Source organism: Bacteroides mediterraneensis, from assembly GCF_016900355.1.
In the GTDB taxonomy this organism is placed as follows: domain Bacteria; phylum Bacteroidota; class Bacteroidia; order Bacteroidales; family Bacteroidaceae; genus Phocaeicola.
The window spans coordinates 88,554-113,927 of the sequence record NZ_JACJKA010000008.1 but is presented as its reverse complement, the minus strand read 5'-3'; the positions used below and the strand labels follow the sequence as shown (position 1 = coordinate 113,927).

Below are 25,374 nucleotides of genomic sequence, written 5' to 3'. Positions count from 1 at the left end.
CTTTATAGCCAACTCTTTGTCGGCTATAGCAGCATATTGCTTTTTTGAAAAGAAGCCCGCCATTGATGTAAACTTTGTCAATGACGGACAACTGTCTATTTTCTAATTTTATATCGAACTCACGTTAACTTAATATGAATTCCATGAGACATCGATGGCATAAATACCTTTTGCTCTTTTTTCTTGTATGTTTGTTAATGGCTTGCAATAGAGGAAGGTCTAAATATATTATTGGAGTTTCACAGTGCAGCAATGATGAGTGGCGTGTGCAGATGAATAAGGAGATTCTGCGTGAGGCTTTGTTTTATCCTGGAGTAAAGGTAAAGATTCGTCAGGCGCAGGATGATAATGCACGGCAGATCAATGATATCAAAGAATTTATTCGTCAAAGAGTAAATCTGATTATTGTGGCACCCAATGAGGCGGGAGCAATCGCTCCTGTGCTTGAAGAAGCGTATGAAGCAGGTATTCCGGTAGTATTGGTAGACCGGAGAATTCACTCCGATAAATACACTGCATACGTAGGAGCCGATAATTATGAAGTGGGAAAGAAGGTGGGCGAATATATTGTCAATGCCTTGCATGGAAAAGGAAAAGTGGTGGAAATCACGGGACTGAAAGCTTCTACTCCCGCTATTGAACGTCATCGTGGCATGATGGATGCTCTGAAAAAAACGTCTGATATAAAGATTGTGGCTTCTGCAGATGCTGGTTGGTTTCAGGATAAGGCAAGGATGGTAGTCGATACGATTCTAAGAAATCATGATCAGATTGACCTGATTGTAGCGCAAAATGACCGAATGGCAATGGGGGCTTATCAGGAGGCGCGACGCCAGAAGCGTGAAAAAGAAATTCTGTTTATTGGAATCGATGCAGTGGCAGGGAAAGGGTATGGAGTGGAAAGTGTAGCTAAAGGGGAATTGACTGCAACCTTTATTTATCCTACAGGTGGAGATAAGGTGATGCAAGTGGCGATGGCTATCTTGAAAGGACAGAAGTATGAACGGGAAAATTATTTGTCAACGGCCGCTGTGGATAAGGGTAATGCCCGGATTATGCAATTGCAGACGGAACATATTTTTGCTTTAGACCATAAGATAGAATTGCTTCATAACCGGTTGGATGATTATTTCCTTCGTTATTCCGCACAAAAAATGTTTCTGTATGCTTGTGTGGTAATCTTGGTGTTGGTGGGATTTCTGATGTTTTTCTTGGTACGTGCTTTTTGGGTGAAGAATCGGATGAACACAGAATTGTCCACGCAGAAGAAACAGCTGGAACAGCAGCGTGACCAGCTACAGGAACAGCGTGACCAGTTGATTGAATTGTCTCGGCAACTGGAAGATGCCACCCATGCCAAATTGGCTTTTTTTACCAGTGTGTCGCATGATTTCCGTACGCCGTTGACCTTGATTGCCGATCCGGTAAATCAGCTGTTAGAGGAAAAACAATTGGGAGACCGAGAACGGAAAATGCTGGAGATTGTGCAGCGAAACGTATCGATTCTGTTGAGACTGATTACGCAGATTCTGGATTTCCAGAAGTATGAACATGGAAAGTTGCATTTGCGTCTTTCAGAATTTAATATACTTGCAGGAGTTAGAGAGTGGACTGAGGCTTTCCATGTATTGGCATCCAGAAAGCATATCCATTTTACGGTGTCCGCAGAAGGAGATGCCGCAGATTATGTGATGATAGCCGATGTGGAGAAGATGGAACGTATCATTTATAATTTGTTGTCGAATGCGTTTAAATTCACTCCTGAAAAGGGAGAAATAAAGGTAGAACTGTCTCAAATAGAAAAGAAGCAGTTGCGCTTTTTGCGTTTGAAAGTAAGTGATACGGGTATTGGTATGTCGGAAGATCATGCCCGTCATGTGTTTGAACGTTTCTATCAGATTGACATGCAGCATACGGGGTCAGGTTTGGGACTGGCTCTGGTAGAGGCTTTTGTGCATTTGCATCATGGAAATGTGATAGTGGACAGTACGGAGGGAAAAGGTACCTGCTTTTTTGTGGAACTTCCAATGAAACAGGAAGGAGAAGTGGAAGAGATTATTGAAAAAAACGAATCGTTGAAGAATCTGCAGGAAGGGGCCGTTTTGGATGCTGGACTGGAAACTTTGCACCAATTGCCGAAAACGATTGAGACGGATGGAACAGCAGAGAAAGAAATCGTCCTGGTAATTGATGACAACCAGGATGTGCGAGAGTATACAGAGATGCTGTTACGGGATCGTTATACGGTCATAGAGGCCGTCAATGGACAAGACGGTATCCGTCAAGCGATGAAATATGTACCCGATGTCATAATTTGTGATATTATGATGCCTGTAATGGATGGTATTGAATGCTGTCGCCGATTGAAAAATGAGATTCAGACTTCCCATATACCAATATTGATGCTGACGGCTTATACCATGGATGAGCAACGTATTCAAGGGTATGATTCTGGAGCTGATGCTTACCTTACCAAGCCGTTTAATGCCAAGGTCTTGTTGACCCGTATCCGGAATCTGATAGATAACCGTAAACGGTTGAAATCCTTGGGAGATTCGATTGCTACAATCCAGAAGCAGTCTTTAAGCGATATGGATAAAGGATTTGTGGAAAAATTGAAAGGGTTGATTGATGAAAAAATGGGAGATTCCAATCTCAGCGTAGAATTCTTAGGCACAGAGTTGGGGTTAGGACGCGTACAGTTATATCGTAAGGCCAAAGCTTTGACCGGTTATTCACCTAATGAGTTATTGCGTATAGCTCGGTTGAAGAAGGCTGTATCGTTGCTGGCTTCTACAGAAAAGACTGTGGCTGAAATTACGTACGAGGTGGGGTTCAGTTCTCCTTCCTATTTCACTCGGTGCTACAAGGAGTATTTTGGGGAAAGTCCGACTGATTTCTTGAAACGACGGAATGGAAAGGGATAAGAGAAAACGGATTCCTTGTATGCACTAAAGAAAATAATTGTATATTTGGGCACTTTTTGAAGAAGTAGGTTATGAAACGTCTTTTAATTATATGGTTTATATTGGGAATATGCGGAGGCATATGTGCCCAGGATTTGAAAACATTGTTTGTGGCAATGCCTGATTCTTTGTCTCCGTTCCTGACAGAAGTAAACAGGGCCGATTTTGGCGATTTTCTGGAAAGTGGTATGAAGGCAGAGGTGAAAAATCGTTTTGGAAACACTTCGGAAATGACAAAACTGACGTCGGATTATTTGTTTTTGAAAAGTAGTTCGGCCAGTACGCTGGAACTGAAACTGCTGCCGTTGAATGATTCTGTCAAGGTGATTTGTGCTGTATCTACTTATTTCGCTCCTGCTGGAGACAGTCGGATTGCATTTTATGATACCAACTGGAAAGAGTTGCCGCTGAGTGATTTTATTCAGCTTCCAGAAGAAGACGAGTTTTATGTCAAGCCGCAGTCTGATGTGCAGACTGATTCGTTGAGAAACCTCCGGACTTATGCCGACATGTATTTGTGGACTGCTTCCTTGTCGGCTGACCAGCCCGTTCTCTCAATTACTTATTCTACTCCCGATTATTTGGACAAGAAGACAGCAGACGAGTTGAAACGTTATATTGTATCTACTCCTTTACGTTATGAGTGGGAGGACGGTAAATTCGTTATGCAAAACAAGCTGAATGCTTTGTCTAAGTAATCTTGTTTAATCTTTTGTGTGGTTGGCTCTTATGTTTTACAACATCAATTCGTGTCGGGGCGTATGAAAATACATAAAAAATAGTTAACCAGGCAACCGGGTATGACGAAAAAATTTTATCTTTGGAACGTTGTTTTTAAAACGAAAGGCATATTTCGGAAATATGCATTCTGATTTTGAATTGTTTTTAACCAGTAGTGGTATTCTATTTGGAGGTCGGACTGGAATATTTTATATCACGAAAACCAACCGACGGATACTAGCTGAAAAATATAGATGGAATGATATTAAAATGCATTAGAACAGTAGCGATGGCCGCTTTGGCAATGGTGAGTATCAGTGTCTCGGGACAAGATCTTCTCGCTCGTCAGGCGCCTATCGACAGAAAATTGAAAGCAGTTGATTCACTGGCCTTGATTCGTCAGATTAAAGCTGAACAGGCAGTATATCCTGCTTATAGTCTTTATCCCAACTGGAACAATGATCGCGTTCATGCGTACGGTGGTACTCAGGTTCCAGATAGTTTCCGAATTGATCTTACCGGTTTCTGTATGCCGACAACTCATACAATCATTACTTCTAAATGCGGTCCTCGCTGGCGGCGTATGCACAACGGATTGGACATTAAAGTCTATATCGGCGATACAATCCGTGCTGCATTCGACGGACGTGTTCGTATGGTAAAATATGAACGTAGAGGATACGGAAAGTATGTAGTGATTCGTCATGACAACGGTTTGGAAACCATTTATGGTCACTTGTCGAAACAAATTGTGGCAGAAGACCAGTATGTAAAGGCAGGAGATCCTATCGGCTTGGGTGGAAATACCGGTCGTTCTACGGGTTCACACCTTCATTTTGAGACTCGTTTCTTGGGTGAAGTCATCAATCCGGAATTTATGTTTGATTTCCCCAATCAGGATATTGTGGCAGACAGCTATTTGTTTGTACGTGGTGCCAACCGTTATGCCTATCAGCGTACGCGGGCATTGGCTGCTGTGAAATCAGGAAAGTCTGGAGCTGCAGAAGCAGAAAAATCAGCTATCCGTTATCACAAGATTCGTAAAGGAGATACGTTGGGACGCATTTCCCGTTTGTATCATGTGTCTATCGACCGTTTGTGCCAGATTAACGGTATCAAGCGTACCACTACCTTGCGTATCGGACAAGTCTTGAGATGCTCTTGATAAGTAGAATACATTTGTAATAGAAATAGCCATTTCATACAGCTGGAAGGTCTGTATGAAATGGCATTTTTTATGTCTCTTATTATTGTGTGCTCTGTGAAAAAACAGTAACTTTGCCACACATTCTCACATAAAAGATGGAAGAAACCAAAAAACAATTTGAACATGTAATCGCTGTCTGCCGCGACTTGTTTGCCAAGAAGTTGCATGATTACGGGGCTGCGTGGCGCATCATGCGTCCATCCTCTGTGACAGACCAGATTTTTATCAAGGCCAATCGTATTCGCAGTATAGAGGTAAAAGGCGTTTCTTTGGTGAACGAAGGTATCCGTCCGGAGTTTATCGCTATTGTCAATTATGGCATCATTGGGCTGATTCAATTGGAACTGGGATATGCCGAGAAGGAAGACATTACGGAAGAACGTGCTTTGGAGTTGTATGACATCTATGCCAAGAAGGCATTGGAACTGATGCTCGCGAAGAATCATGATTATGATGAGGCCTGGCGCAGCATGCGTATCACTTCGTATACTGATTTGATTCTGATGAAGATTTACCGGACCAAGCAGATTGAATCTTTAAAAGGAGAGACATTGGTATCGGAAGGTGTGGATGCCAATTACATGGATATGATTAATTATGCCGTATTTGGGTTGATAAAGTTAGAATTTGGAGAATAAGTATTTACATAGAGTCATTGTAGTCTGGAGTAACTTCTGCCGCTTTCTGCTGGCCGTCGTCTTTTTGTTTTCCGGATTTGTAAAAGCAAATGATCCTTTAGGCACTGTTTACAAGGTGCAGGATTATCTGGAAGCATGGGGCTTTTTAGGCTTGAGCAAAGGGAATGTGCCGTATGCGGTGGCAATGTTGTTTGCTCTACTGGAATTTATCATAGGTATTTACTTGTTTTTTGGTATCCGGCGTCGGGTGGCTCCTTTGTTGGTGTTGCTGGTTATGTCTTTCATGACTCCGCTGACGTTGTGGCTTGCCATAGCCAATCCGATATCCGACTGCGGATGTTTTGGAGATGTAGTGGTTCTGACGAACTGGGAAACCTTCTTCAAGAACATTGTTTTGCTGGTAGCAGCCATTTCGGTGTTTCGATGGAAACGGTATATATTCAAACTGGTGACAACAAAAGTAGACTGGTTGATTTCGCTGTACAGCATTGTGTTTATTATCTTCTTTACCTTGTTCAATCTTCGTTATTTGCCAGTCTTCGATTTTCGGCCTTATCACGTAGGTGCTGATATCCAGAAAGGTATGAGCATTCCCGAAGGGGAAAAGCCCACGGTATATGAAACCATTTTCATTTATTCCAAGAACGGAAAAGAGCAGGAATTCACCATTGATAATTTCCCTACTGATTCTACATGGACTTTCGTGGATTCAAAAACCCGAGTAAAGGAGAAAGGTTATGAACCTCCGATTCATGATTTCTCTATTACGTCGTTGGAAACTGGAGAAGATCTGACGGAAGATATTTTGCAGAGTGACCAATATACATTTCTGCTTGTCGCTCCTTGGTTGAAGCAGGCTGACGACAGCGGGATGGATTTGATTAATCAAGTCTACGACTACAGCGTGGAGCACGGTTACCGTTTTCTTTGCCTGACAGCCTCTTCGGAACAGGATATTATGGAATGGCAGGAAAATACAGGAGCTGAATATCCTTTTGCCTTGATGGATGAAATCACGCTGAAGACCATGATTCGTTCGAATCCGGGATTGATGTTGTTGAAAAAAGGGGTAGTGTTGCGTAAATGGAGTGTCTCTAATTTACCCGACGAATACCAGTTAAATGCCCCGTTGGAGCGTCTCCCTTTCAGTACGTGGAGTCCTGAGACAAATGTACATAAGATTGTAGAGGTGGCACTTTGGTTCTTGGGACCGTTGTTGTTGTTTACCATCATCGATTTGATCTGGTTGCGTATCAAGGCCCGCCGAGAGAAAGAAAAGGAAAAAGAAACATTATAACTAACCCTTTAAAATTAAAACAAAATGAGAAAAAACATTGTAGCAGGTAACTGGAAAATGAATAAGAACCTGCAGGAAGGTATTGCTTTGGCAAAAGAATTGAACGAAGTGTTGACTGCAGACAAACCTAACTGCGACGTAATCATCTGTACTCCGTTTATTCACTTGGCTTCTGTTACTCCTTTGGTAGACAGCTCTATCATTGGTGTAGGTGCTGAAAACTGCGCAGACAAAGCTTCTGGTGCTTACACTGGTGAAGTTTCTGCTGAAATGGTTGCATCTACAGGTGCTCAGTATGTAATCTTGGGTCACTCAGAACGTCGTGCTTACTACCATGAAACAGTAGAAATCCTGGCTGAAAAAGTTAAATTGGCTTTGGCTAACAACCTGAAGCCGATTTTCTGTATCGGTGAAGTATTGGAAGAACGTGAAGCTAACAAGCAGAATGAAGTAGTAGAAGCTCAGCTGGCTTCTGTATTCTCTTTGTCTGCTGAAGACTTCAGCAAGATCATCTTGGCTTACGAACCGGTTTGGGCTATCGGTACTGGTAAGACTGCTACTCCGCAGCAGGCTCAGGAAATCCACGCTCACATCCGTTCTTTGGTAGCTGCTAAATATGGTAAAGAAGTAGCTGAAAACACTTCTATCCTGTACGGTGGTAGCTGCAAGCCGACAAATGCAAAAGAATTGTTTGCAAATCCGGATGTAGATGGTGGTTTGATTGGTGGTGCTGCTTTGAAGGCTGCTGACTTCAAAGGTATCATCGATGCTTTTAAATAATTTCCAATCTCTGAATTAATCAGGAATTGCTTGAGCACAGAGAGATGAGGACGTGCAGTGTCATTCCTTCCCTCTGTGCTCAATTGACTTTTGTTTTCTATGTCTATTTAAAAATCCGGTTATGCTGAAATATTTTTTATTCATTGTTTCTTTATTATGTGTCAGTGGGAGTTATGCCCAACGAAACATTATTGAAAGTTTGCAAACCCGTCGGGCGGGTGAAGGAGTGGTCACTGTACACCAGGATGCACAGATTACTTCTCTGATAGGGAAACGCTATGTACGGTCTACAAGCTCAGAACCGGTGAAGACATTGAAGGCCCGCGGTTTTCGTGTACAGGTGTATGCCGGAAATAATTCCCGTCAGGCACGCAGTGAGGCGAACAATGTAGCGGCAAAAGTAAAAGAGGAATTTCCGGACTTGCCGGTTTATACTTATTTCCAGCCTCCACGTTGGTTGTGCAGGGTGGGAGACTTCAAGAGTATTGAAGAAGCACATGTTACCATGCGTAAATTGAAGGCGACAGGAGTTTTCAAGGAAGTATCTATTGTGCGCGAACAGATTAATATACCTATAGAATAATGATGACAGATACCAATTCGATAAACTGGCCACAGGAAAAGGTGGAAAAGCTGATGGGCCATTACAAAGAGATTCTTTCTTTGCTGGGAGAAGACCCGGAGCGCGAAGGGTTGTTGAAAACTCCAGAACGTGTGGCCAAGGCCATGCTGACACTGACTCGCGGATATGAAATGGATCCGAGAGAGGTGCTGAATGCGGCGAAGTTCAAGGAGCCTTACAGCCAGATGGTGATTGTGAAGGACATTGATTTCTTTTCCATGTGCGAGCATCACATGTTGCCGTTTTATGGAAAGGCACATGTGGCTTACATTCCGAACGGATATATCACGGGGTTGAGTAAGATTGCCCGTGTGGTCGATATTTTTTCCCATCGCTTGCAAGTGCAGGAACGCATGACACTTCAGATTAAGGAGTGCATTCAAGAAACATTAAATCCATTAGGTGTAATGGTGGTGGTAGAAGCCAAACACATGTGCATGCAGATGAGAGGGGTGGAAAAACAGAATTCAGTGACCACTACTTCCGATTTTACCGGTGCGTTCAATCAGGCAAAGACGCGTGAAGAGTTTATGAACCTGATTCGGGCCAAATATTAATTGATGTGCTATTTCCCCTTCTGCGTATGAAAAAGGGGAAATAGTTTTTTTATAGGCTGGGAGGTAATACGACACGGTCTCCCGCTTTCTGAAGCATCGGAATCTGTATCTTCTGCAAGTCTTGGTAATGCTTCATGATTTCCTGGCACTTTTGCGGGTCGTTGTAGATGTCTGGATTGTTCAAGGCCTGCAGTGTGTGCTTCATTTCTTCTTCCACAATTGAAATCTTGAAATCAATCAGCAGACGGGGAACCAGTTCATACAACCGTTCTTCATCGGTAATGATTTTCTGTCCTTTGGAATGGTATTTGCTCAGTTGATAGCGGTCGCTGACCATTTCGGCTGCCAGTTTGCTGATATCCGCGTCGGGATGACTCAGAAAGTAGCGTTCAGCCACAAATCCCGGTTCTTGCAAGTGTGTTTCCGCTTCTTTGAGGATACGGCGGTCCAATGCACTATGAAACTGTAATTCGTCTTCCTTTAAGCTCGAAGAAATACACTCTATCACCGTGAGCGGCTGTTCTTCTCCGTTTTCATTTTCCAAATAACACATGACTTTCTCGCCATAGCGGATCAGCATGCGTATCAGTGCCTGTTCCCGCTGGTAGAACACTTTCTGTTCGTTTCCTTCCAGTGGAATGTAAGAGAGGTATTCATCCGCTGAGGCAGTGGCTGTCGTTGCAGGAGCCTCCGGTTGCGCATCTGTCGAAGTTGTCGGTGAAGTCATCGGATTTTCCTGCGGAACAGGTGATTCCTGTTTTTCAGTGGGACTGGCCGGAATGGCAGGCGATTCTGTTTTCTCTTGAGACACCTGCTGTTCCCTGAGGGCTTGCTGTTGTTTGCGCTGGTTTTCCTTGAACTTGTTTTCCTGCGCCTGTTCCATGAGTTTGGCTACAGCTTCTATCAGCACCTTCTCTTCCATTTGCAGGAGCTGGCTGCACTCACGTGTGTAAACAGAACGGACAATGGCATCCGGAATCACCGAGATGCTTTTGACGATGCTGGAAATCAGGCTGGCCCGTTTGATGGGGTCTTTGCCCGCTTCTTCCATCAGCAGGTTGGTCTTGAACCGGATGAAATCGACTTCGTGCTCGTTGATATAAGCCTGGTAGTCGGTGGCATTGTGCTTGCGGGCAAAACTGTCCGGGTCATCTCCGTCTGGCAACAGGCAGACCTTGACGTTCATTCCTTCTTCCAACAGCATGTCGATACCTCGTATGCTGGCCTTGATGCCGGCTCCGTCACCGTCATACAACACGGTGATGTTGTTGGTGAAACGGTGTATCAGCCGTATCTGGTCGGGAGTCAGAGCTGTACCTGAGGAAGCTACTACATTTTCGATGCCACTTTGGTGCATGGAAATGACGTCGGTATAACCTTCTACCAGGAAACAGCGGTCCTGGCGGACAATTTCCTGCTTGGCAAAGTAGATGCCGTAGAGTTCCCGGCTTTTATGATAGATTTCCGATTCCGGAGAATTAACATACTTCATCTGCACGTTCTTGGTGGCCGCGCTCAACACACGTCCGCCGAAGGCTACCACTTTGCCCGATAAGGTATGTACGGGGAAAATGACACGTCCCCAAAAACGGTCGTGCAAGGAACCGTCGTCTTTGCGGTAACAGAGCCCGGTCTTGACAAGAAACTCTTCCTTGTAGCCTTTTTGCAAGGCTGTGCGGGCCAGTGCGTCCCGGTTGTCCAAGCTATATCCCAACTGGAATTTCTTGATGATGTCGTCGCGGAAACCACGGCTGCGCAGGTACGTCATACCGATGCGCTGCCCGTCGATGTGATTGTAGAGGATGTCTTGGAAATATTCGGCAGCAAACTGATTGACCACGAACAAGCTTTCACGCAGACTGTGTGCCTGCTTTTCTTCTTCGGTGAGCTCGCGTTCCTTAATTTCGATGTTGTATTTTCTGGCCAGCCATTTCAGCGCCTCGTAGTAGGAGAGCTGTTCGTGTTCCATAATGAAATGCACCACGTTGCCTCCTTTTCCGCAGCTGAAGCATTTGCACAATCCCTTGCTGGGCGAGACACTGAACGAAGGGGTCTTTTCGTTGTGAAACGGGCATAGGCCGATGTAGTTCACCCCTCTTCGGCGAAGTGTGACAAATTCGGATACCACATCTACTATTTGTGCCGCATCCAGTATTCGGTCTATGGTAGCTTGGTCAATCATTTCGAAGGGCGAAAATAATAAAAATAAGTAGAATGTGCAATTGACCGTAGTAAATCGTGGAACGACAACGATGGTACGGTCAATTACATGGCATTTTTTTTGATGAATAATTGAGTATTTGTAAAATGTTTATATTCAGTTATTTGTATGATTATTTTGGATAATAGAGTTCAAATTATGGACAATAGAATTTCTCTTGTGGACATTTGCAGCTGTAGTTTGGATATTTCGTTTCATGTTCATGGGAGGCTTATTGTACTTTTGCTATCAGAGTTAACAAATAAAAAGAACTAATATGAGAAAGACTTTATTCTTTTTGTTGCTGGCATCCAGTGCTGCAATGTTTGCGGAGAACTATACAGTGAAATCTCCGGATGAACGCATCCTTGTGAATGTAGAAACAGGAGCTACTACTACGTATTCTGTAACTTTCAATGGTAAAACTATTTTGAATCCTTCTCCTTTATCTATGACTTTTGATAATGGGGTGGTGATTGGCCGCAATATGAAGGTAAAAGATGTTCAGCATCGCACGGAAGACCAGATGTTGACACCTGTTGTCCGTCAAAAAAGTGATAAAATTAGAGATCACTACAATGAAATGGTATTAAATGCTGATCAGTATAAACTGTATTTTCGTGTATATAATGACGGATTAGCTTATCGCTTCCATACAGATTTTGCTGACTCGCTGAAGGTAATCAGTGAAGAGGTGGACTATTGTTTCCCGGAAGATTATAATACACTTTTCCCAGAAGAAAGAACTATATTGTCTGCACAGCAGCCTTTGTTTAAACCGATGAAATTGTCAGAAATTGGAACTGACCGTTTTTGCAGTACTCCTGTACTGATTAAGGTAGATGATCAGGCACGTATCTTTATCAGTGAATCTGATTTGGAAAGTTATCCGGGGATGTTCTTGAAGAAACAGGGAAAATATGAACTGGCTGGAAAATTTGCTGCTTATTCTTTGGAAGAAGAAAAAACAGACGATCGTCAGATTTTCCCTACTAAGCGGGCTGATTATATAGCAAGAGTAAATGGAACCCGTAATTATCCTTGGCGGGCCATGATTGTTGCAGAAAATGATGCTAATCTTGTAACAAATCAGTTGATATATAAATTGGCTCCAGAGTCACAGGGAGATTTTTCTTGGGTTAAACCGGGAAAGATTGCATGGGACTGGTATAATGCATTGATCTTGACAGGTGTTGACTTCAAATGTGGAGTAAATAATGACACTTATAAATATTATATAGATTTTGCTTCTAAATACGGTATTGAATATGTGGTGCTTGATGACGGTTGGTCAGAAGCATGGGATGTGACGAAAACAGTTCCGGAGATTGATATGGAAGAATTGGTTGCATACGGGAAAAAGAAGAATGTAGGTTTGATTTTATGGGTTTCATGGGCTCCATTTCGTGAGAAACTGGACGAGGCCTTCGCCTTGTTTAGTAAATGGGGAATCAAAGGTATTAAAATGGACTTCATGAATCGTGATGATCAAGCGATGGTTGATTTTTATTATACGGTAGCGCGAAAGGCTGCAGCCCACAGAATGTTGGTTGATTTTCATGGAGCTTATAAGCCAACTGGTTGGTTGAGAACATTCCCGAATGTATTGAGTTCGGAAGGTGTGGCAGGTTTGGAAAATCATAAATGGGGAAGCTTTGTTACTCCGGAACACAATGTGACATTACCTTTTACTCGTATGGTAGCAGGTCCGATGGATTATACACCGGGAGCCATGATTAATTTCCATGAGAAAGACCATAAGGTTTGGTTTAATTTACCAGCTTCTATTGGGACACGTTGTCATCAATTGGGTATGTATGTCGTTTATGAGAGTCCACTTCAGATGTTGGCCGATTCTCCGTCAAATTATTACCGTGAAGAAAAATGTATGGAATTCTTGAGTCAGGTTCCGGTAGTTTGGGATGAGACACGCGTTTTGAAAGCATCTGTAGGCGAGTATATTGTGGTGGCACGTCGCTCTGGTAATACTTGGTTTATTGGAGGTATGGTTGGAAAGAAAGGGCAGAAGTTTGATATCACTCTTGATTTTATTAAAGGAAACAAGACACTGACTTGTTGGGAAGATGGTGTGAATGTAGACCTGCAAGCACAGGACTTTGCTTGTCGTACAAAGAAAGTGAAACAAGGAGATACCATCACAATCAGCATGTATGATGGAGGTGGCTATGTAGCTATTATTAAATAATATATTAACCTGTTTTAATTACCTAATCTAATGAAAACATTTCAATCAACTTCAAAATGCAGGCATATTCTGATGGCAGGTATGCTGGCATGGGGAGTTCTGCCGGGCTTGGCAGTTCCCGAAACGAATGATGCGGCTGTATCTTTAGCGGTTACTCAGCAAAATGTGACACTGAAAGGTACGGTAGTAGACAAAAAGACAGGAGAGCCGATTATTGGAGCGAATGTCATTGTGAAGGGTACGACTAATGGAGTCATCACTGATTTGGATGGAAATTATACCTTGCAGGCACCTGCTGGGTCTTTACTGGAAATTTCGTATATCGGCTATCAGTCTGTTGAAATAAAAGCCACGGCTCAACCTCAGAAAATCCAGTTGGGAGAAGATACAGAAGTGTTGGAGGAAGTGGTGGTTGTAGGTTATGGTGTGCAGAAAAAAGCCACAGTGACCGGTTCTGTCGCAACTGTCAAAGGGAGCGATTTGAAGACAACAGGTAATGCCAATATTACGAATACATTCGCAGGTAAAATACCGGGTGTTGTCGCAACCAACCGTTCGGGTGAGCCGGGTAACGATGCCTCCAAGATTTATATTCGTGGTATGGGTACTTTGGGTGATACGAATCCATTGGTTGTAATTGATGGAGTAGCTGATCCTAATAATGGCCTTAGCAATTTGGAGCGTATAAACCCGAATGACATAGAATCGATTAATGTATTGAAAGATGCTTCAGCTGCTATTTATGGTTCTCAAGCGGCAAATGGTGTGATTTTGGTTACTACAAAGCGTGGATCATCAGGCAATGATAAACCAATGGTAAATTATAGTGGTTCTGTGTCGTTGACACAAAATACCCGTGTCCCTGATTTAATGAATGCCTATGAATATATGACTTATTCAGATGAGGTTCGTAAATATAAAGGAGAAGCTCCACTTTATGAGAATATAAAAGAAGGCTATCTGGATGGAACTATTGATAGACTTCAGTATGGAGATACTGATTGGATGAAAGCTGTATTTCGTAATGTTGCTCCTCAGACCCGTCATTCTCTTTCTATCAATGGAGGAACGGATAAGATAAAATATTATGTTTCAGGAGACTATTCTTATCAGGAGCCGATGTATAGAAATACAGTATTTAATTATAATACTTATCAGGTACGTTCAAATATAGACGCACAAGTAAGTAAAAATTTGAAGATTGGGGTGGATTTAGACGGACGTAAAGAACGTCGTAATATGGGTATTTTTGATTCCGATGAAATTTTTTGGGAAACTACCAATGCTTATCCTTACTTGTACGATTATTATCCGAACGGTTTACCGGGTCCAGGTATTAATCAGGGTAATAACCCTGCTTTATTGGTTTCAGGAAAAGATACGGGTTATGATAAGGTAGATGATTATTTTGTGAATTCTAAGTTTACTTTTGATTTGAAACTGCCTTGGATTACTGAAGGCTTGTCTTTGTCTGGATATGGTGCCTTTAATTTCCATTTCCGTAATGAGAAATATTTAATAGACGTATGGGATACTTATCATTATGATCCTACTACTCAGGATTATATCAAGCAGACAACCAATCCGAAAGGAGGTACTATCAAGTTGACACAATCACATGAAAATAGCCTTTCGCGTACGCTGCACTTGAAACTGAATTATGATCGCACTTTTGGTGACCATCATATCAGTGCCTTTGTAGCTTATGAACAGAATAAATATGACGGAGAGGTATTTGAAGCATTTCGAAATTACTTCCTGAACAGTAAACTGGATTACTTAAGTTTTGGCGGTGATAAGGAAAAGACAAACTCTGGCAGCGGTTATGTTTCTGTCAGACAGAATTTCTTCGGGCGTTTGAATTACACCCTGAAAGACCGTTATATGTTTGAATTCTCTATTCGTCGTGATGGTTCTATGAATTTTGCACCCGGCCATCGTTGGGGTACTTTCCCAGGATTGTCTGTTGGGTGGCGTTTGAGTGAAGAACGTTTTATAAAAGAAAAGGCACCGTTTATCAATGACTTGAAGTTACGTGCTTCATGGGGTAAATTAGGTAATGACCGGATTGATCCATTCCAATATATTAATCCGTATGTGATGGAGGATGGAGCTATTCTTGGAAAAACTCCTTCCATAGGCAAGGCAATTTATCCGGGCGTACTTGCTAATCCTAATGTAACCTGGGAAAAAGTTGATTCTAAGAATGTGGCTGTTGATGGTAATTTCTGGAATGGTATGTTAGGATTTACTGTGGAATATTTCTTCCAGAACCGTAAAGATATTCTGACTGCAAGACAGGCTTCTATACCTTCATACACAGGATTGGGAAATACATTGCCTGATGAAAATCTGGGAGAAGTAAATAATCAGGGTATTGAAATTATGCTGAATCATCGTAATAAAATCGGAGAAGTAAATTATTACATTGGAGGTAACTTTACTTTTGCCCGTAACAAGATTAAGTTCTTTGATGAAGCGGCTAATATTCCTGAATGGCAAAGACAAACCGGGGGACCGCTTAATACATGGTTGATGTATAAGACTGATGGAATTTATCAGAATTGGGATGAAGTAAACAGCAGTGTGCACATGCCGGGAGCACAGCCGGGTGATATCAAATATGTAGATGTGGACAATAATGGAGTAATCAGTGAAAATGACAAGGTTCGCAGCGAAACGGGAAATGTACCTGAAATTGTGTATGGTATCAATTATGGTATTGAATGGAAAGGTCTGGAAGTAAGCATGATGTGGACCGGACAAGGCAGAGCTTCACAGATGATTGTTCCTTATTCTTACAACCAGGATAAAGACTTGTATTATAATCGCTGGATTTCGGAAGAGGAAACTCCTAATTCTAAATATCCTCGTGCTTTTGATAAAGACGATGTGATTAATACACCTTGGAGTGATTTTTGGTTGTATGATGCTTCATTCATTCGCTTGAAGAATGTAGAAATTGCCTATACCTTACCGCAGAAGTGGGTAGAAAAAATGAAATTGCAGAATGTACGTTTCTCATTGTCAGGAACAAACTTGTTGACTTTCGATAAGATTAAACTGCAAGATCCGGAATCGGATGCAACAGGTCTTGGTCAGGCTTATCCGTTGGCAAGAACTTACTCATTTGGCATCAATGTGACTTTCTAACCTTTTAAGAAAACTAAGAATATGAAGACAACATTTATAAAAACAATATGCTTCGGAACATTGCTGGCTTCTATGGCGGCATGCGATATTCTGGATGTGGATCCATTGGATACTTACACTGAAGAAGATGTGTTCTCAGATGTAAGTCTGCTGAAATCATACGTACACCGGAATTATAACCTTCCGCAAACTGGATGGGATCATACAGCTTTACGGTATTCGTGTGATGAGTCAATCAATAACTTCAACTGGAACAATTCTTATCAAGTACTGGAAGGATCGGTCACTCCTGACCAGTTGGGTAACCTTGATATTTGGGAAGCCTATTATGAGAATATCAAGAACTGTAATATCTTCTTTGAGCACATGGAGTATGTGAACAAGGTAGACCAGCCGGAGCAGAACTACTTGATTGGAGAAACAACCTTCTTCCGTGCGCTTTACTATATGGAACTGGTAAACCGTTATGGAGGAGTACCGATGATAACAAAATCTTATCAATTGGATGACACGGCTGAGGCTTTGAATGTCAAGCGTGCGAGCTATGAAGAATGTGTGGATTCTATTGTTACTTGGTTTGACCGCGCTGCTAATTATCTTCCAGAAGAATATGCGAGCGATGCAGATTTTGGTCGTGTGACAAAAGTGGCTGCTTTGGCCATGAAGAGTCGTATGCTACTTTATGCTGCCAGTCCATGGTGGGGAGTAAGAACTTATGAAGAAGCTGCCGATGCTGCAGAAGAAGTTATCGAACTTTGTGGAGGCTTGGGAGTTAATAATCTGGATCCGGATTATCAAGGGTTATTCTTAAATCCTGAAAGTCCTGAGATTATTTTCCAGCGTCTTTATAATCAAGAATATGGACATTACTTTGATGCTGAAAATAGTCCGAATGGCTGGCATGGGTATTCTGCTACTTGTGTAACTCAGGAAATGGTTGACAGTTATGAAAAGAGAGGTGGAGTAATGCCTGATACACAGTGGTATGATGATAAGACTACTACAACTGCTAATCCTTGGGAAGATCGTGATCCGCGTTTCTATGCTTCTATCGTATGCGATGGACAGTCATTCCGTGATGGAGAAGCTGAGTTCTATGTCAATGAAGATGGTACAACAGGTGGAAAGGATAGTGAGTACGGAACAGATAACTGGAATTATTCTGAAACTCATTACACCATCCGTAAATTTATGGATGAGGCTCTTATTAACTTGTGGTCCGAAAAAGCATATCATCCCTGGATTTATTGTCGTTTGGCTGAAATTTATTTGAACTATGCGGAAGCGAAATATTTCTGCGGGGATGAGGTAACAGCTCGTCAGTATGTAAACTTTGTACGTGAAAGAGCCCGTAACATGGCTGAAGATCCTACAAACATGTTGCCGGATGTAACAGAAAGTGGAGATGCTTTGTTGAAGAAAATTCAGCAGGAACGCAAGGTGGAACTGGCCTTTGAGGAACATCGTTATTTTGATGTACGCCGTTGGAAAATTGCGGAAGATACGCAAGTGGGACAATTCCATGGCATTAAGATTACTAAAAAAGCCGATGGAACTAAAACATATACTATATCGAATGTAGGTAATCCTCGTAAGTTTATTTCTCCTAATCACTATTTGGCTCCTATTCCGAATTATGAGCGTCGTAAGAATAGTGCATTAGAGCAAAATCCGGGATATTCTGATTTGTAAAAGAATAGTAGAGGAAATCTGTTCCTGAATGAAAAATAAAACTTAATTTAGGAACAGATTTCTGATGTTTGTACATACTTAATTTTTAAATCTGTAATTGATGAATTTACTTAGAACAATTTTGATTGGTGGAATTGGATTTACTGCATTAGGAGTAAATGCAGTCGAGACAACTCGTTGGCACATAGCTCCAGATAATCAGATTATCTGGTCGGTGAACGAAAATATTCCGCATGAGGATCATATAGAGATGAGTGGAAAAACTGTTTCTGTAGTTCTCCGTTATGGAGTTGACAGTGAAGGAACTTTTCGCTTGAACAAGAGCATGGTATGGCCGCGTCTGCGAACCATTCCTAATAATACACATGCCAGCCTGATGCGTCGGTATGACTGGAATCCGCTTGCTGGAGTTACAGTGAACGGACGGAGTCTGCAACGTGGAGAAAAAGTAAAAGAACTTGGCATAAAAGGGAAGTTGCAGGTAAAGAGTGTGGTAAACCAGGGGTATTATGGGGAATGGGAGATTGTACGTGAATATTTTCCGTCTACAGAGCTTCCAGCCTTGGTAGAGCTGTATCAGGTGATAAATAAAGGTAAAAATTCATTGGCAGTGGAAATACCTAAGGATGGTTTTGTGGCTCGGACCGATCCGTCTAAAGGAGTAAAGGGAACTTATTTTATTGAAGGAAAACTGCTTCAGAATGGATATTTTACTTTACAGCCTGGGGACACTTTGCGTTTCTCAGCATCCATTTCTGCGCATGATTCAGAAGCCAGCAGCCTTGTGCTCGATGCCTGTGCAGAGAAGGTAAAAAGAGAATCGTTAGTAGCTTCCTGGATGGATAATCTGGTACTGGAAACCCCAGACCCTGTGATAAACCAGATGTTTGCATTTTCAAAGATACGCGCTTGCGAAAGTATCTATGAAACTCAGGGAGGACCTATGCATGGTCCGGGAGGAGAGTCGTATTATGCAGCCATTTGGGCTAACGACCAGGCTGAATATATCAATCCTTATTTCCCTTATACAGGCTATGAATACGGAAATGTTTCAGCTTTAAATAGTTTCAAGCATTTTGCTCGTTTTATAAATGATGATTGGAAACCAATTCCGAGTTCAATTGTAGCTGAGGGGCTGGATATCTGGGCTGGAGTAGGCGACCGTGGAGATGCTGCCATGATTGCTTATGGAGCTTCTCGTTACGCTTTGACTCGTGCAAGCCGTGAAGAAGCCGAAGAGCTGTGGCCGCTGATTTCCTGGTGTCTGGAATATTGTCACCGGAAATTGAATGAAGGAGGAGTGGTAGCTTCGGATACGGATGAGCTGGAAAATCGTTTCCCTTCAGGAGATGCCAATCTTTGTACATCTTCCCTTTATTATGATGCCTTGATTTCGGCTGCATATTTGGCTAAGGAATTAGGAAAGGGAAATAATGTGGCAAATACTTATAGAAAGCAAGCTTCTACATTACGCAAGAATATTGAAACATATTTTGGAAGTACAGTAGAAGGTTATTCTACTTATGCCTATTATAAAGGAAATGATGTGCTTCGTTCCTGGATTTGTATTCCTCTGACAGTGGGTATCGATGAACGAAAGGATGGTACTATTCAAGCATTGTTTTCACCTCGATTGTGGACTGAGAACGGATTGCTTACACAAGCAGGAAGCGAGACTTTTTGGGATCGTTCCACACTTTATGCTTTGCGGGGAGTATACGCGGCTGGCGAAACAGAAAAAGCCACTGAATATTTACAGCGCTACTCTAAAACCCGATTGCTGGGTGAACATGTTCCTTATGCCATTGAGGCATGGCCTGAAGGAGAACAACGGCATCTTTCAGCAGAAAGCGGTTTGTATGGTCGTATCATCACCGAGGGCTTGTTTGGTATCCGTCCCATTGGATTTAAGTCGTTTACTTTGACTCCTCGCCTTCCGCAAAAATGGAATCAGATGGCACTGCATCACGTACGTGCTTTTGGGGCAGACTTTGATATAGAAGTGAAACGTTTATCTTCAGGAAAATTGCAGGTTATGGTTTCGGAGGGTGCGACAAAGAAAAAAGTATATAGTGTGAATAAAGATGGGTTTGTAACAGTTAATTTGAAATAGTGGTATGAAGAATATGTTTTTGATTGGAACCTCGGCTTTGCTGCTTTCTGCTTGTGTTGGTTCTTCAACAAAAAAATCTATTGAAAAATTGCCGTTAGAGCAGACTTCTGTTTTTGCTTCAACGGATAAAAATTTAGAGAATGCATATAATTGGGCAAAAAAGATGGCACTATCCTATGTACATGACGGGAGTGACCCTGTTGGTTATTGGTATGAAGCAGCTTTGCCTCAGCGTGAAGCTTTTTGTATGCGTGATGTATCTCATCAGTCAGTCGGTGCACAAATCTTGGGGCTGGCAGAACATAATAAGAATATGTTTGGAAAGTTTGCGAAAAATATCAGTGAGAGTAAGGACTGGTGTACGTATTGGGAAATTAACCGTTATGACAAGCCGGCTCCTGCTGATTATGCCAATGATAAGGAATTTTGGTATAATTTGAATGCTAATTTTGATGTGATTCAGGCTTGTTGGAAAATGTATGAATGGACTGGTGACAAGGATTATCTGACGGATTCCTGTTTTGTCAATTTCTATGATAAATCTTTGAATGAGTATGTAAAGCACTGGAGGCTGGAACCTGAAAATATCATGGACAGGCCTCGGTATATGCACCAACCTGATAATTTTGATTTGAACAATAATTTCCATACTTGCAGGGGACTGGCTTCCTATGTTGAAAATTTCCGTGGATTGACATTGGGGGTTGACTTGCTGGCTTCAATGTATGCAGGTTATAAGGCTCATGCGCAAATGGCAGCAATATGCGGTGATAGTGTGACGGCGCGGAATGATTTGAAAAAGGCTGATGCTTACCAGAATATTATAGAAGATAAATGGTGGGATGAGGAACATCAGTATTACCAGACATTCTGGACCGAGGATAAAACTTTTCATCGTGGAGAGGGAGTTCCTGTCTTATTGTGGTTTAATGCAATAAAAGATGATTTTCGCTTAAAGGCTTCAATAAATGATATATTGTCAAAAGAGTGGAATGTGGAAAACTTGTCCCATTTTCCGGAAATGCTTTACCGTTTTGGGTATGATGAAGAAGCATATAAATATTTAGTAACTTTACCGTTGGTGAATCGTTGTGAATATCCTGAAGTTTCGTATGGAGTGATTGAAGGGTGTATAGGTGGTTTGATGGGTATCAATCCTTCTTCTTCTAACAACACGATTACCACATGTTCTCATCTGACGGACAATGGAGTGGAAGTCGAAGTGAAAAATGTTCCGGTTTTTAATGGGTATATTACTGTTAAACATATAGGAAATAAAATTACAGTATTTGAGAATAATACAGGAAGAGACATTGTCTGGAATGCTTCATTCATTGGAAACTGCCAAAGCATCAATGCAGGTGGTAAAGTATATAAAACTACGGTTAAAAAGTTGAATGATAACCATGTGTCCTCGGCTTGTATAAATTTGAAGAATGGTGAATCTCTTACAGCAGGGGTGTAGCAGCAATGTTTTCCTGACGCAGGCTTATGAATATTTAATGTGAACTGACAGGTATGAAAAAGATATTACTATTTGTATGCATTTTATGGGCATTGACAGTACAAGCTCATAAGGAGTTTGAACTGTTCTCTCCTGATGGAAAGTTGCAAACTGAGATTAAGGTCGGAGAGTATATTTCCTATAGTATCTCTCGTGAGGGATATAGAATCTTGAACGATTCTCCTTTATCGATGACTCTGACAAATGGAATTGTCTGGGGGGAAAATCCCCGTCTGGTAAGTACAAAGCGGAATTCGGTGAATGCTATGGTTGCTTCTCCTTTTTATAGAAGAAGTGAAATACGTGATAACTATAATTCTTTGATTCTGAACTTTAAGAATGGATGGGGTTTGGAGTTTCGTGCTTATGATACAGGAATCGTTTATCGTTTTGTCCATAGGGAGAACAAGGTACTTGATATAGTTTCGGAGAATGTAAGTTATTGCTTTTCTTCAGACTTTGAAGCAAATGTACCTTATGTAGTACCTCGTGTGCAGAGACATAATCTTGATTGTCAGTTTTATAACTCTTTTGAGAATACTTATACAACGGACAGGCTTTCTCATTTGGATAAAGAAAGGCTGATGTTCCTTCCTCTGGTTGTGGAAGCAGAAAATGGCATTAAGGTGTGTTTGACGGAATCTGATTTGGAAGATTTTCCGGGACTTTATCTTTCGGCTGTAGAAGGTGAAGAATATACATTGAAGGGAGTCCATGCTCCATATCCTAAAAACAGTATTCAGGGAGGGCATAAAATGTTGCAGATGTTGGTACAAGAGCGTGAGTCATATATTGCACGGGTAAAAGGGAAAAGAACTTTTCCGTGGCGTATGGCAATCGTAACGGCACGGGACGAGCAGCTGGCTGATAATGACTTGACATATCTTCTGGCATCTCCTTCGCGGTTGGATGATATTTCGTGGATTAAGCCTGGTAAAGTAGCATGGGAATGGTGGAGTGACAGGAACATTGATGGAGTGAACTATGTGACAGGGGTAAACAATGAAACCTATAAGGAGTATATTGATTTTGCAGCTAAATACGGTATGGAGTATGTCATTTTAGACGAAGGATGGGCTGTGAATTTGAAAGCCGACTTGATGCAAGTAGTAGATAGCATTGATTTGAAGGAGTTGGTAGATTATGCTTCTGATAAAAATGTGGGTATTATTTTATGGGCTGGCTATTATGCTTTCGAGCGTGATATGGAGAACATTTGTCGGTTTTACTCGGATTTGGGAGTGAAAGGATTTAAGGTTGACTTTATGGATCGGGATGATCAGGAAATGGTAGAATTCAATTATCGGGCTGCTGCCATGTGTGCAAAATATCATTTAGTACTTGATTTACATGGAATGTATAAGCCTTCAGGAATGAATCGAACCTATCCGAATATCTTGAATTTTGAAGGAGTGCATGGTTTGGAGAATATGAAATGGAGTCCTGACAGTGTGGATCAGGTGAAGTATGATGTCATGGTTCCTTTTATTCGTCAAGTGGCTGGTCCTCTGGATTATACGCAAGGAGCAATGCGTAACGCTGCAAAAGGTTGTTATTTCCCTTGCTATTCAGAACCTATGAGTCAAGGTACTCGTTGCCGGCAACTTGCGTTGTATGTAGTATTTGAGTCTCCTTTAAATATGCTTTGCGATACGCCTAGTAATTATGTCCGTGAAAAAGAGTCGGTAGATTTTATTTCAGGTATCCCTACTGTTTGGGATGAAACACGTGTTCTGGATGCCAAGATGGGAGAATATATTGTAACCGCGCGTCGTAAAGGAGATACTTGGTATATTGGAGGAATTACAGACTGGCAAGAAAGGGATATTGAATTGGATTTTTCTTTTTTAAAAGGAAAGATATGTCAAGGTCTTTTATATGAAGATGGCATAAATGCTCATCGTATAGGACGTGACTTTCATCTAAAACTAATTCATGTTGATAAAAATACACGTTTGACGGTGCATTTGGCTCCAGGAGGAGGGTTTGCCATCCGGATGAGGTGAGAATCTTCTATTTTGCGATTAATTTTGTAATCTATGCTTAGTAGCTGGAACGTACTTGTGTTTTCTTGTAAATGCAAGTACGTTTTAGTTTGAATACCGAAGTGTTTTGAGGAAGTTTTTCCAGTTTCCAGTAAGATTTGTATTGGAATTTTGTATTTTTACTCGTATGAACGTTCCTTAAATATAAATTAACGTGAGTTCGATATAATTCAAAACATAGTAAGTTGCCCGTCTTTGACAAAACACAGGTCAATGGCGGGCTTCTTTTCAAAGAAACAGTATGCTGCTATGGCAGATAGAGAATTGGCAATGAAGTTATTGAAGGATACTGTTCCAAAAAGTGTGTCTGAAATAGGATAATAAAAAAGTCTACAGATTTTTTAGATTTGTAGCAGCAAACCAATAAACCTAAAAAAAGAGTAGACTTTATGGATTTCACAAAGGAACAACTTTCCGAGCTGATATGCAAGCATTCGGAAAAAGAAAATGGCTTACATGATTTGATGGAAATAATGCTTGAAAGCCTGATGATATCAGAGCGCAGGGAATATCTTCATGAAGAGAGTGTTGCAGGCAACAAGTGCAATGGCTACCGTCCTGGTCGTACATATGGGCATGGACGTACATTGACTTTCCGTATTCCACGTGACAGGTACGGTAACTTTCATCCCCGTATATTGGCCATACTCCGTGATTAGGAAGAAGAGTGTGAACGACTTGCCGGGACCCTGTACACCAAAGGTCTGACTCAGGAACAGGTTGGTGAAGTCTTCAACGACATCTATGGCGAGCACTACAGCAAAGCCAGTATATCGCGGATGCTTGACTACCTGCGCAAGGATGTCACAGACTGGCTGGAACGTTCTCTGGAAAGCTATTATCCTGTGGTGTTCATTGACTGCGTACACATAAAGGTACACCGCAAGCGTAGCGTTGATGCGGAAGCCTTCTATGTCGTTCTGGCCGTGAAGGAGGACAAGACCAGGGAGGTACTCGGTATCTTCAACAAACCGACAGAAAGTGCTTTGGGCTGGGGTGAGATGCTGCATGACCTGTACGAGAGAGGTGTCGGTAAAATCGGTCTTATATGCGCGGACGGTCTTAAAGGACTTGAAGATGTCATCAGTGAAGTGTTCCCTGAAACTAAACTTCAGAGATGCACTACCCACCTAAAGCGCAATATCTTGAGCGATGTCCGTAACGGGGATAAAGGAGATGTGGCAGAAGATTTGAGGCATATTTTCCGGACAGGGGACAGAAACTATACAGTAGAACAGGCCTGGAGTGAATGGCAGCAATTCTGTGCCCAATGGGGCCGGTATTACAGGAGTATCAGGAAACGTGGTGAGGATGCTTCCTACAAGGCGTATTTCACTTACCTGAACTATGACCACCGCATCCAATCTATGATATATACTACGAACTGGATAGAACGCCTGCAGAAGGACTTCCGGCGAGTTACGAGGATGCGTGGCGCAATGCCCAACGAGGAGTCTGTCATCCTGCTTATGGGAAAGACTGCCATGGACAAGAAGTCTTACCTGAGACAGGTTCCAAGAATTGATCTTGACAAGAATCTGTTTCCGGACGAATAAAAATAATTATCGGCAGGCATGCCTGCTGATAATGTATCAAATAAAGTGATATATTTGCAAAACTAAAAGATCTGAAGACTCATTTCAGACACACTGAATGAAACACTACCAATGAACA

The 25,374-nt window shown here is 41.9% G+C and carries 15 protein-coding genes and 3 pseudogenes; 16 read left to right on the top strand and 2 right to left on the bottom strand.

The window, feature by feature from the left end; all coding sequences use genetic code 11:
• The 9 genes and pseudogenes from H6A28_RS15105 to folE all read left to right on the top strand — a co-directional run.
• A pseudogene (locus H6A28_RS15105) lies at nt 1-106 on the top strand (IS982 family transposase); the annotation flags it as partial.
• Between the two features lie 37 nt (nt 107-143).
• Nucleotides 144-2,927 carry a hybrid sensor histidine kinase/response regulator transcription factor gene (locus H6A28_RS06305; RefSeq protein WP_204479401.1) on the top strand — a complete coding sequence of 928 codons (2,784 nt, stop codon included), beginning with the start codon at nt 144-146 and terminating at the stop codon, nt 2,925-2,927.
• 71 nt (nt 2,928-2,998) lie between these two features.
• Nucleotides 2,999-3,664 (top strand): DUF3256 family protein, encoded by a 666-nt coding sequence (locus H6A28_RS06300; RefSeq protein WP_204479399.1) that lies wholly within the window; start codon nt 2,999-3,001, stop codon nt 3,662-3,664.
• A 281-nt stretch (nt 3,665-3,945) separates the two neighbouring features.
• Nucleotides 3,946-4,851, top strand: coding sequence for a peptidoglycan DD-metalloendopeptidase family protein (locus tag H6A28_RS06295; RefSeq protein ID WP_204475700.1), 906 nt, complete (start codon nt 3,946-3,948; stop codon nt 4,849-4,851).
• A 137-nt stretch (nt 4,852-4,988) separates the two neighbouring features.
• The gene (locus H6A28_RS06290; protein WP_204479397.1) at nt 4,989-5,531 is read left to right on the top strand and encodes a DUF1599 domain-containing protein; all 543 of its coding nucleotides are present in this window, start codon (nt 4,989-4,991) and stop codon (nt 5,529-5,531) included.
• Complete coding sequence (locus H6A28_RS15100; RefSeq protein ID WP_204475702.1) at nt 5,521-6,828, top strand: BT_3928 family protein; 1,308 nt, start codon at nt 5,521-5,523, stop codon at nt 6,826-6,828. Before H6A28_RS06290 ends, H6A28_RS15100 begins: the two co-directional genes overlap by 11 nt.
• A 24-nt stretch (nt 6,829-6,852) precedes the next feature.
• The gene (gene tpiA, locus H6A28_RS15095) at nt 6,853-7,608 is read left to right on the top strand and encodes a triose-phosphate isomerase (RefSeq protein ID WP_148329991.1); all 756 of its coding nucleotides are present in this window, start codon (nt 6,853-6,855) and stop codon (nt 7,606-7,608) included.
• Between the two features lie 121 nt (nt 7,609-7,729).
• On the top strand, nt 7,730-8,191 hold the full coding sequence (locus H6A28_RS06280) for an SPOR domain-containing protein (protein WP_022354711.1): 462 nt from the start codon (nt 7,730-7,732) through the stop codon (nt 8,189-8,191).
• 2 nt (nt 8,192-8,193) lie between these two features.
• Entirely contained in the window at nt 8,194-8,787 is a 594-nt protein-coding gene (gene folE / locus H6A28_RS06275; protein WP_022354712.1) for a GTP cyclohydrolase I FolE, read from the top strand.
• Between the two features lie 49 nt (nt 8,788-8,836).
• Here folE and dnaG read toward each other — a convergent pair whose 3' ends face one another.
• Complete coding sequence (dnaG, locus tag H6A28_RS06270) at nt 8,837-10,969, bottom strand: DNA primase (RefSeq protein ID WP_204479395.1); 2,133 nt, start codon at nt 10,967-10,969, stop codon at nt 8,837-8,839.
• Between the two features lie 295 nt (nt 10,970-11,264).
• On the opposite strand from dnaG, the gene H6A28_RS06265 reads away from it, so the two are divergent.
• From H6A28_RS06265 to H6A28_RS06240, 6 genes are all read left to right on the top strand, one after another.
• A complete protein-coding gene (locus tag H6A28_RS06265; RefSeq protein WP_204479394.1) occupies nt 11,265-13,193 on the top strand; it encodes a glycoside hydrolase family 97 protein in 1,929 nt (642 codons plus the stop codon).
• Nucleotides 13,194-13,223: 30 nt separating this feature from the next.
• The gene (locus H6A28_RS06260) at nt 13,224-16,346 is read left to right on the top strand and encodes a SusC/RagA family TonB-linked outer membrane protein (protein ID WP_204479392.1); all 3,123 of its coding nucleotides are present in this window, start codon (nt 13,224-13,226) and stop codon (nt 16,344-16,346) included.
• Nucleotides 16,347-16,367: 21 nt separating this feature from the next.
• Entirely contained in the window at nt 16,368-18,038 is a 1,671-nt protein-coding gene (locus H6A28_RS06255; protein WP_007564591.1) for a RagB/SusD family nutrient uptake outer membrane protein, read from the top strand.
• A gap of 100 nt (nt 18,039-18,138) precedes the next feature.
• Nucleotides 18,139-20,151 carry a hypothetical protein gene (locus tag H6A28_RS06250; RefSeq protein ID WP_204479386.1) on the top strand — a complete coding sequence of 671 codons (2,013 nt, stop codon included), beginning with the start codon at nt 18,139-18,141 and terminating at the stop codon, nt 20,149-20,151.
• 4 nt (nt 20,152-20,155) lie between these two features.
• Complete coding sequence (locus tag H6A28_RS06245; protein WP_204475709.1) at nt 20,156-21,616, top strand: hypothetical protein; 1,461 nt, start codon at nt 20,156-20,158, stop codon at nt 21,614-21,616.
• A 53-nt stretch (nt 21,617-21,669) separates the two neighbouring features.
• Nucleotides 21,670-23,661 carry a glycoside hydrolase family 97 protein gene (locus tag H6A28_RS06240; protein ID WP_204475710.1) on the top strand — a complete coding sequence of 664 codons (1,992 nt, stop codon included), beginning with the start codon at nt 21,670-21,672 and terminating at the stop codon, nt 23,659-23,661.
• Nucleotides 23,662-23,870: 209 nt separating this feature from the next.
• Here the strand turns inward: H6A28_RS06240 and H6A28_RS15090 are convergent.
• Nucleotides 23,871-23,987 (bottom strand): annotated as a pseudogene (locus H6A28_RS15090) (IS982 family transposase); the annotation flags it as partial.
• Between the two features lie 102 nt (nt 23,988-24,089).
• Here H6A28_RS15090 and H6A28_RS06230 point away from each other — a divergent pair.
• Nucleotides 24,090-25,256 (top strand): annotated as a pseudogene (locus tag H6A28_RS06230) (IS256 family transposase).
• The last annotated feature ends 118 nt before the right edge of the window (nt 25,257-25,374 follow it).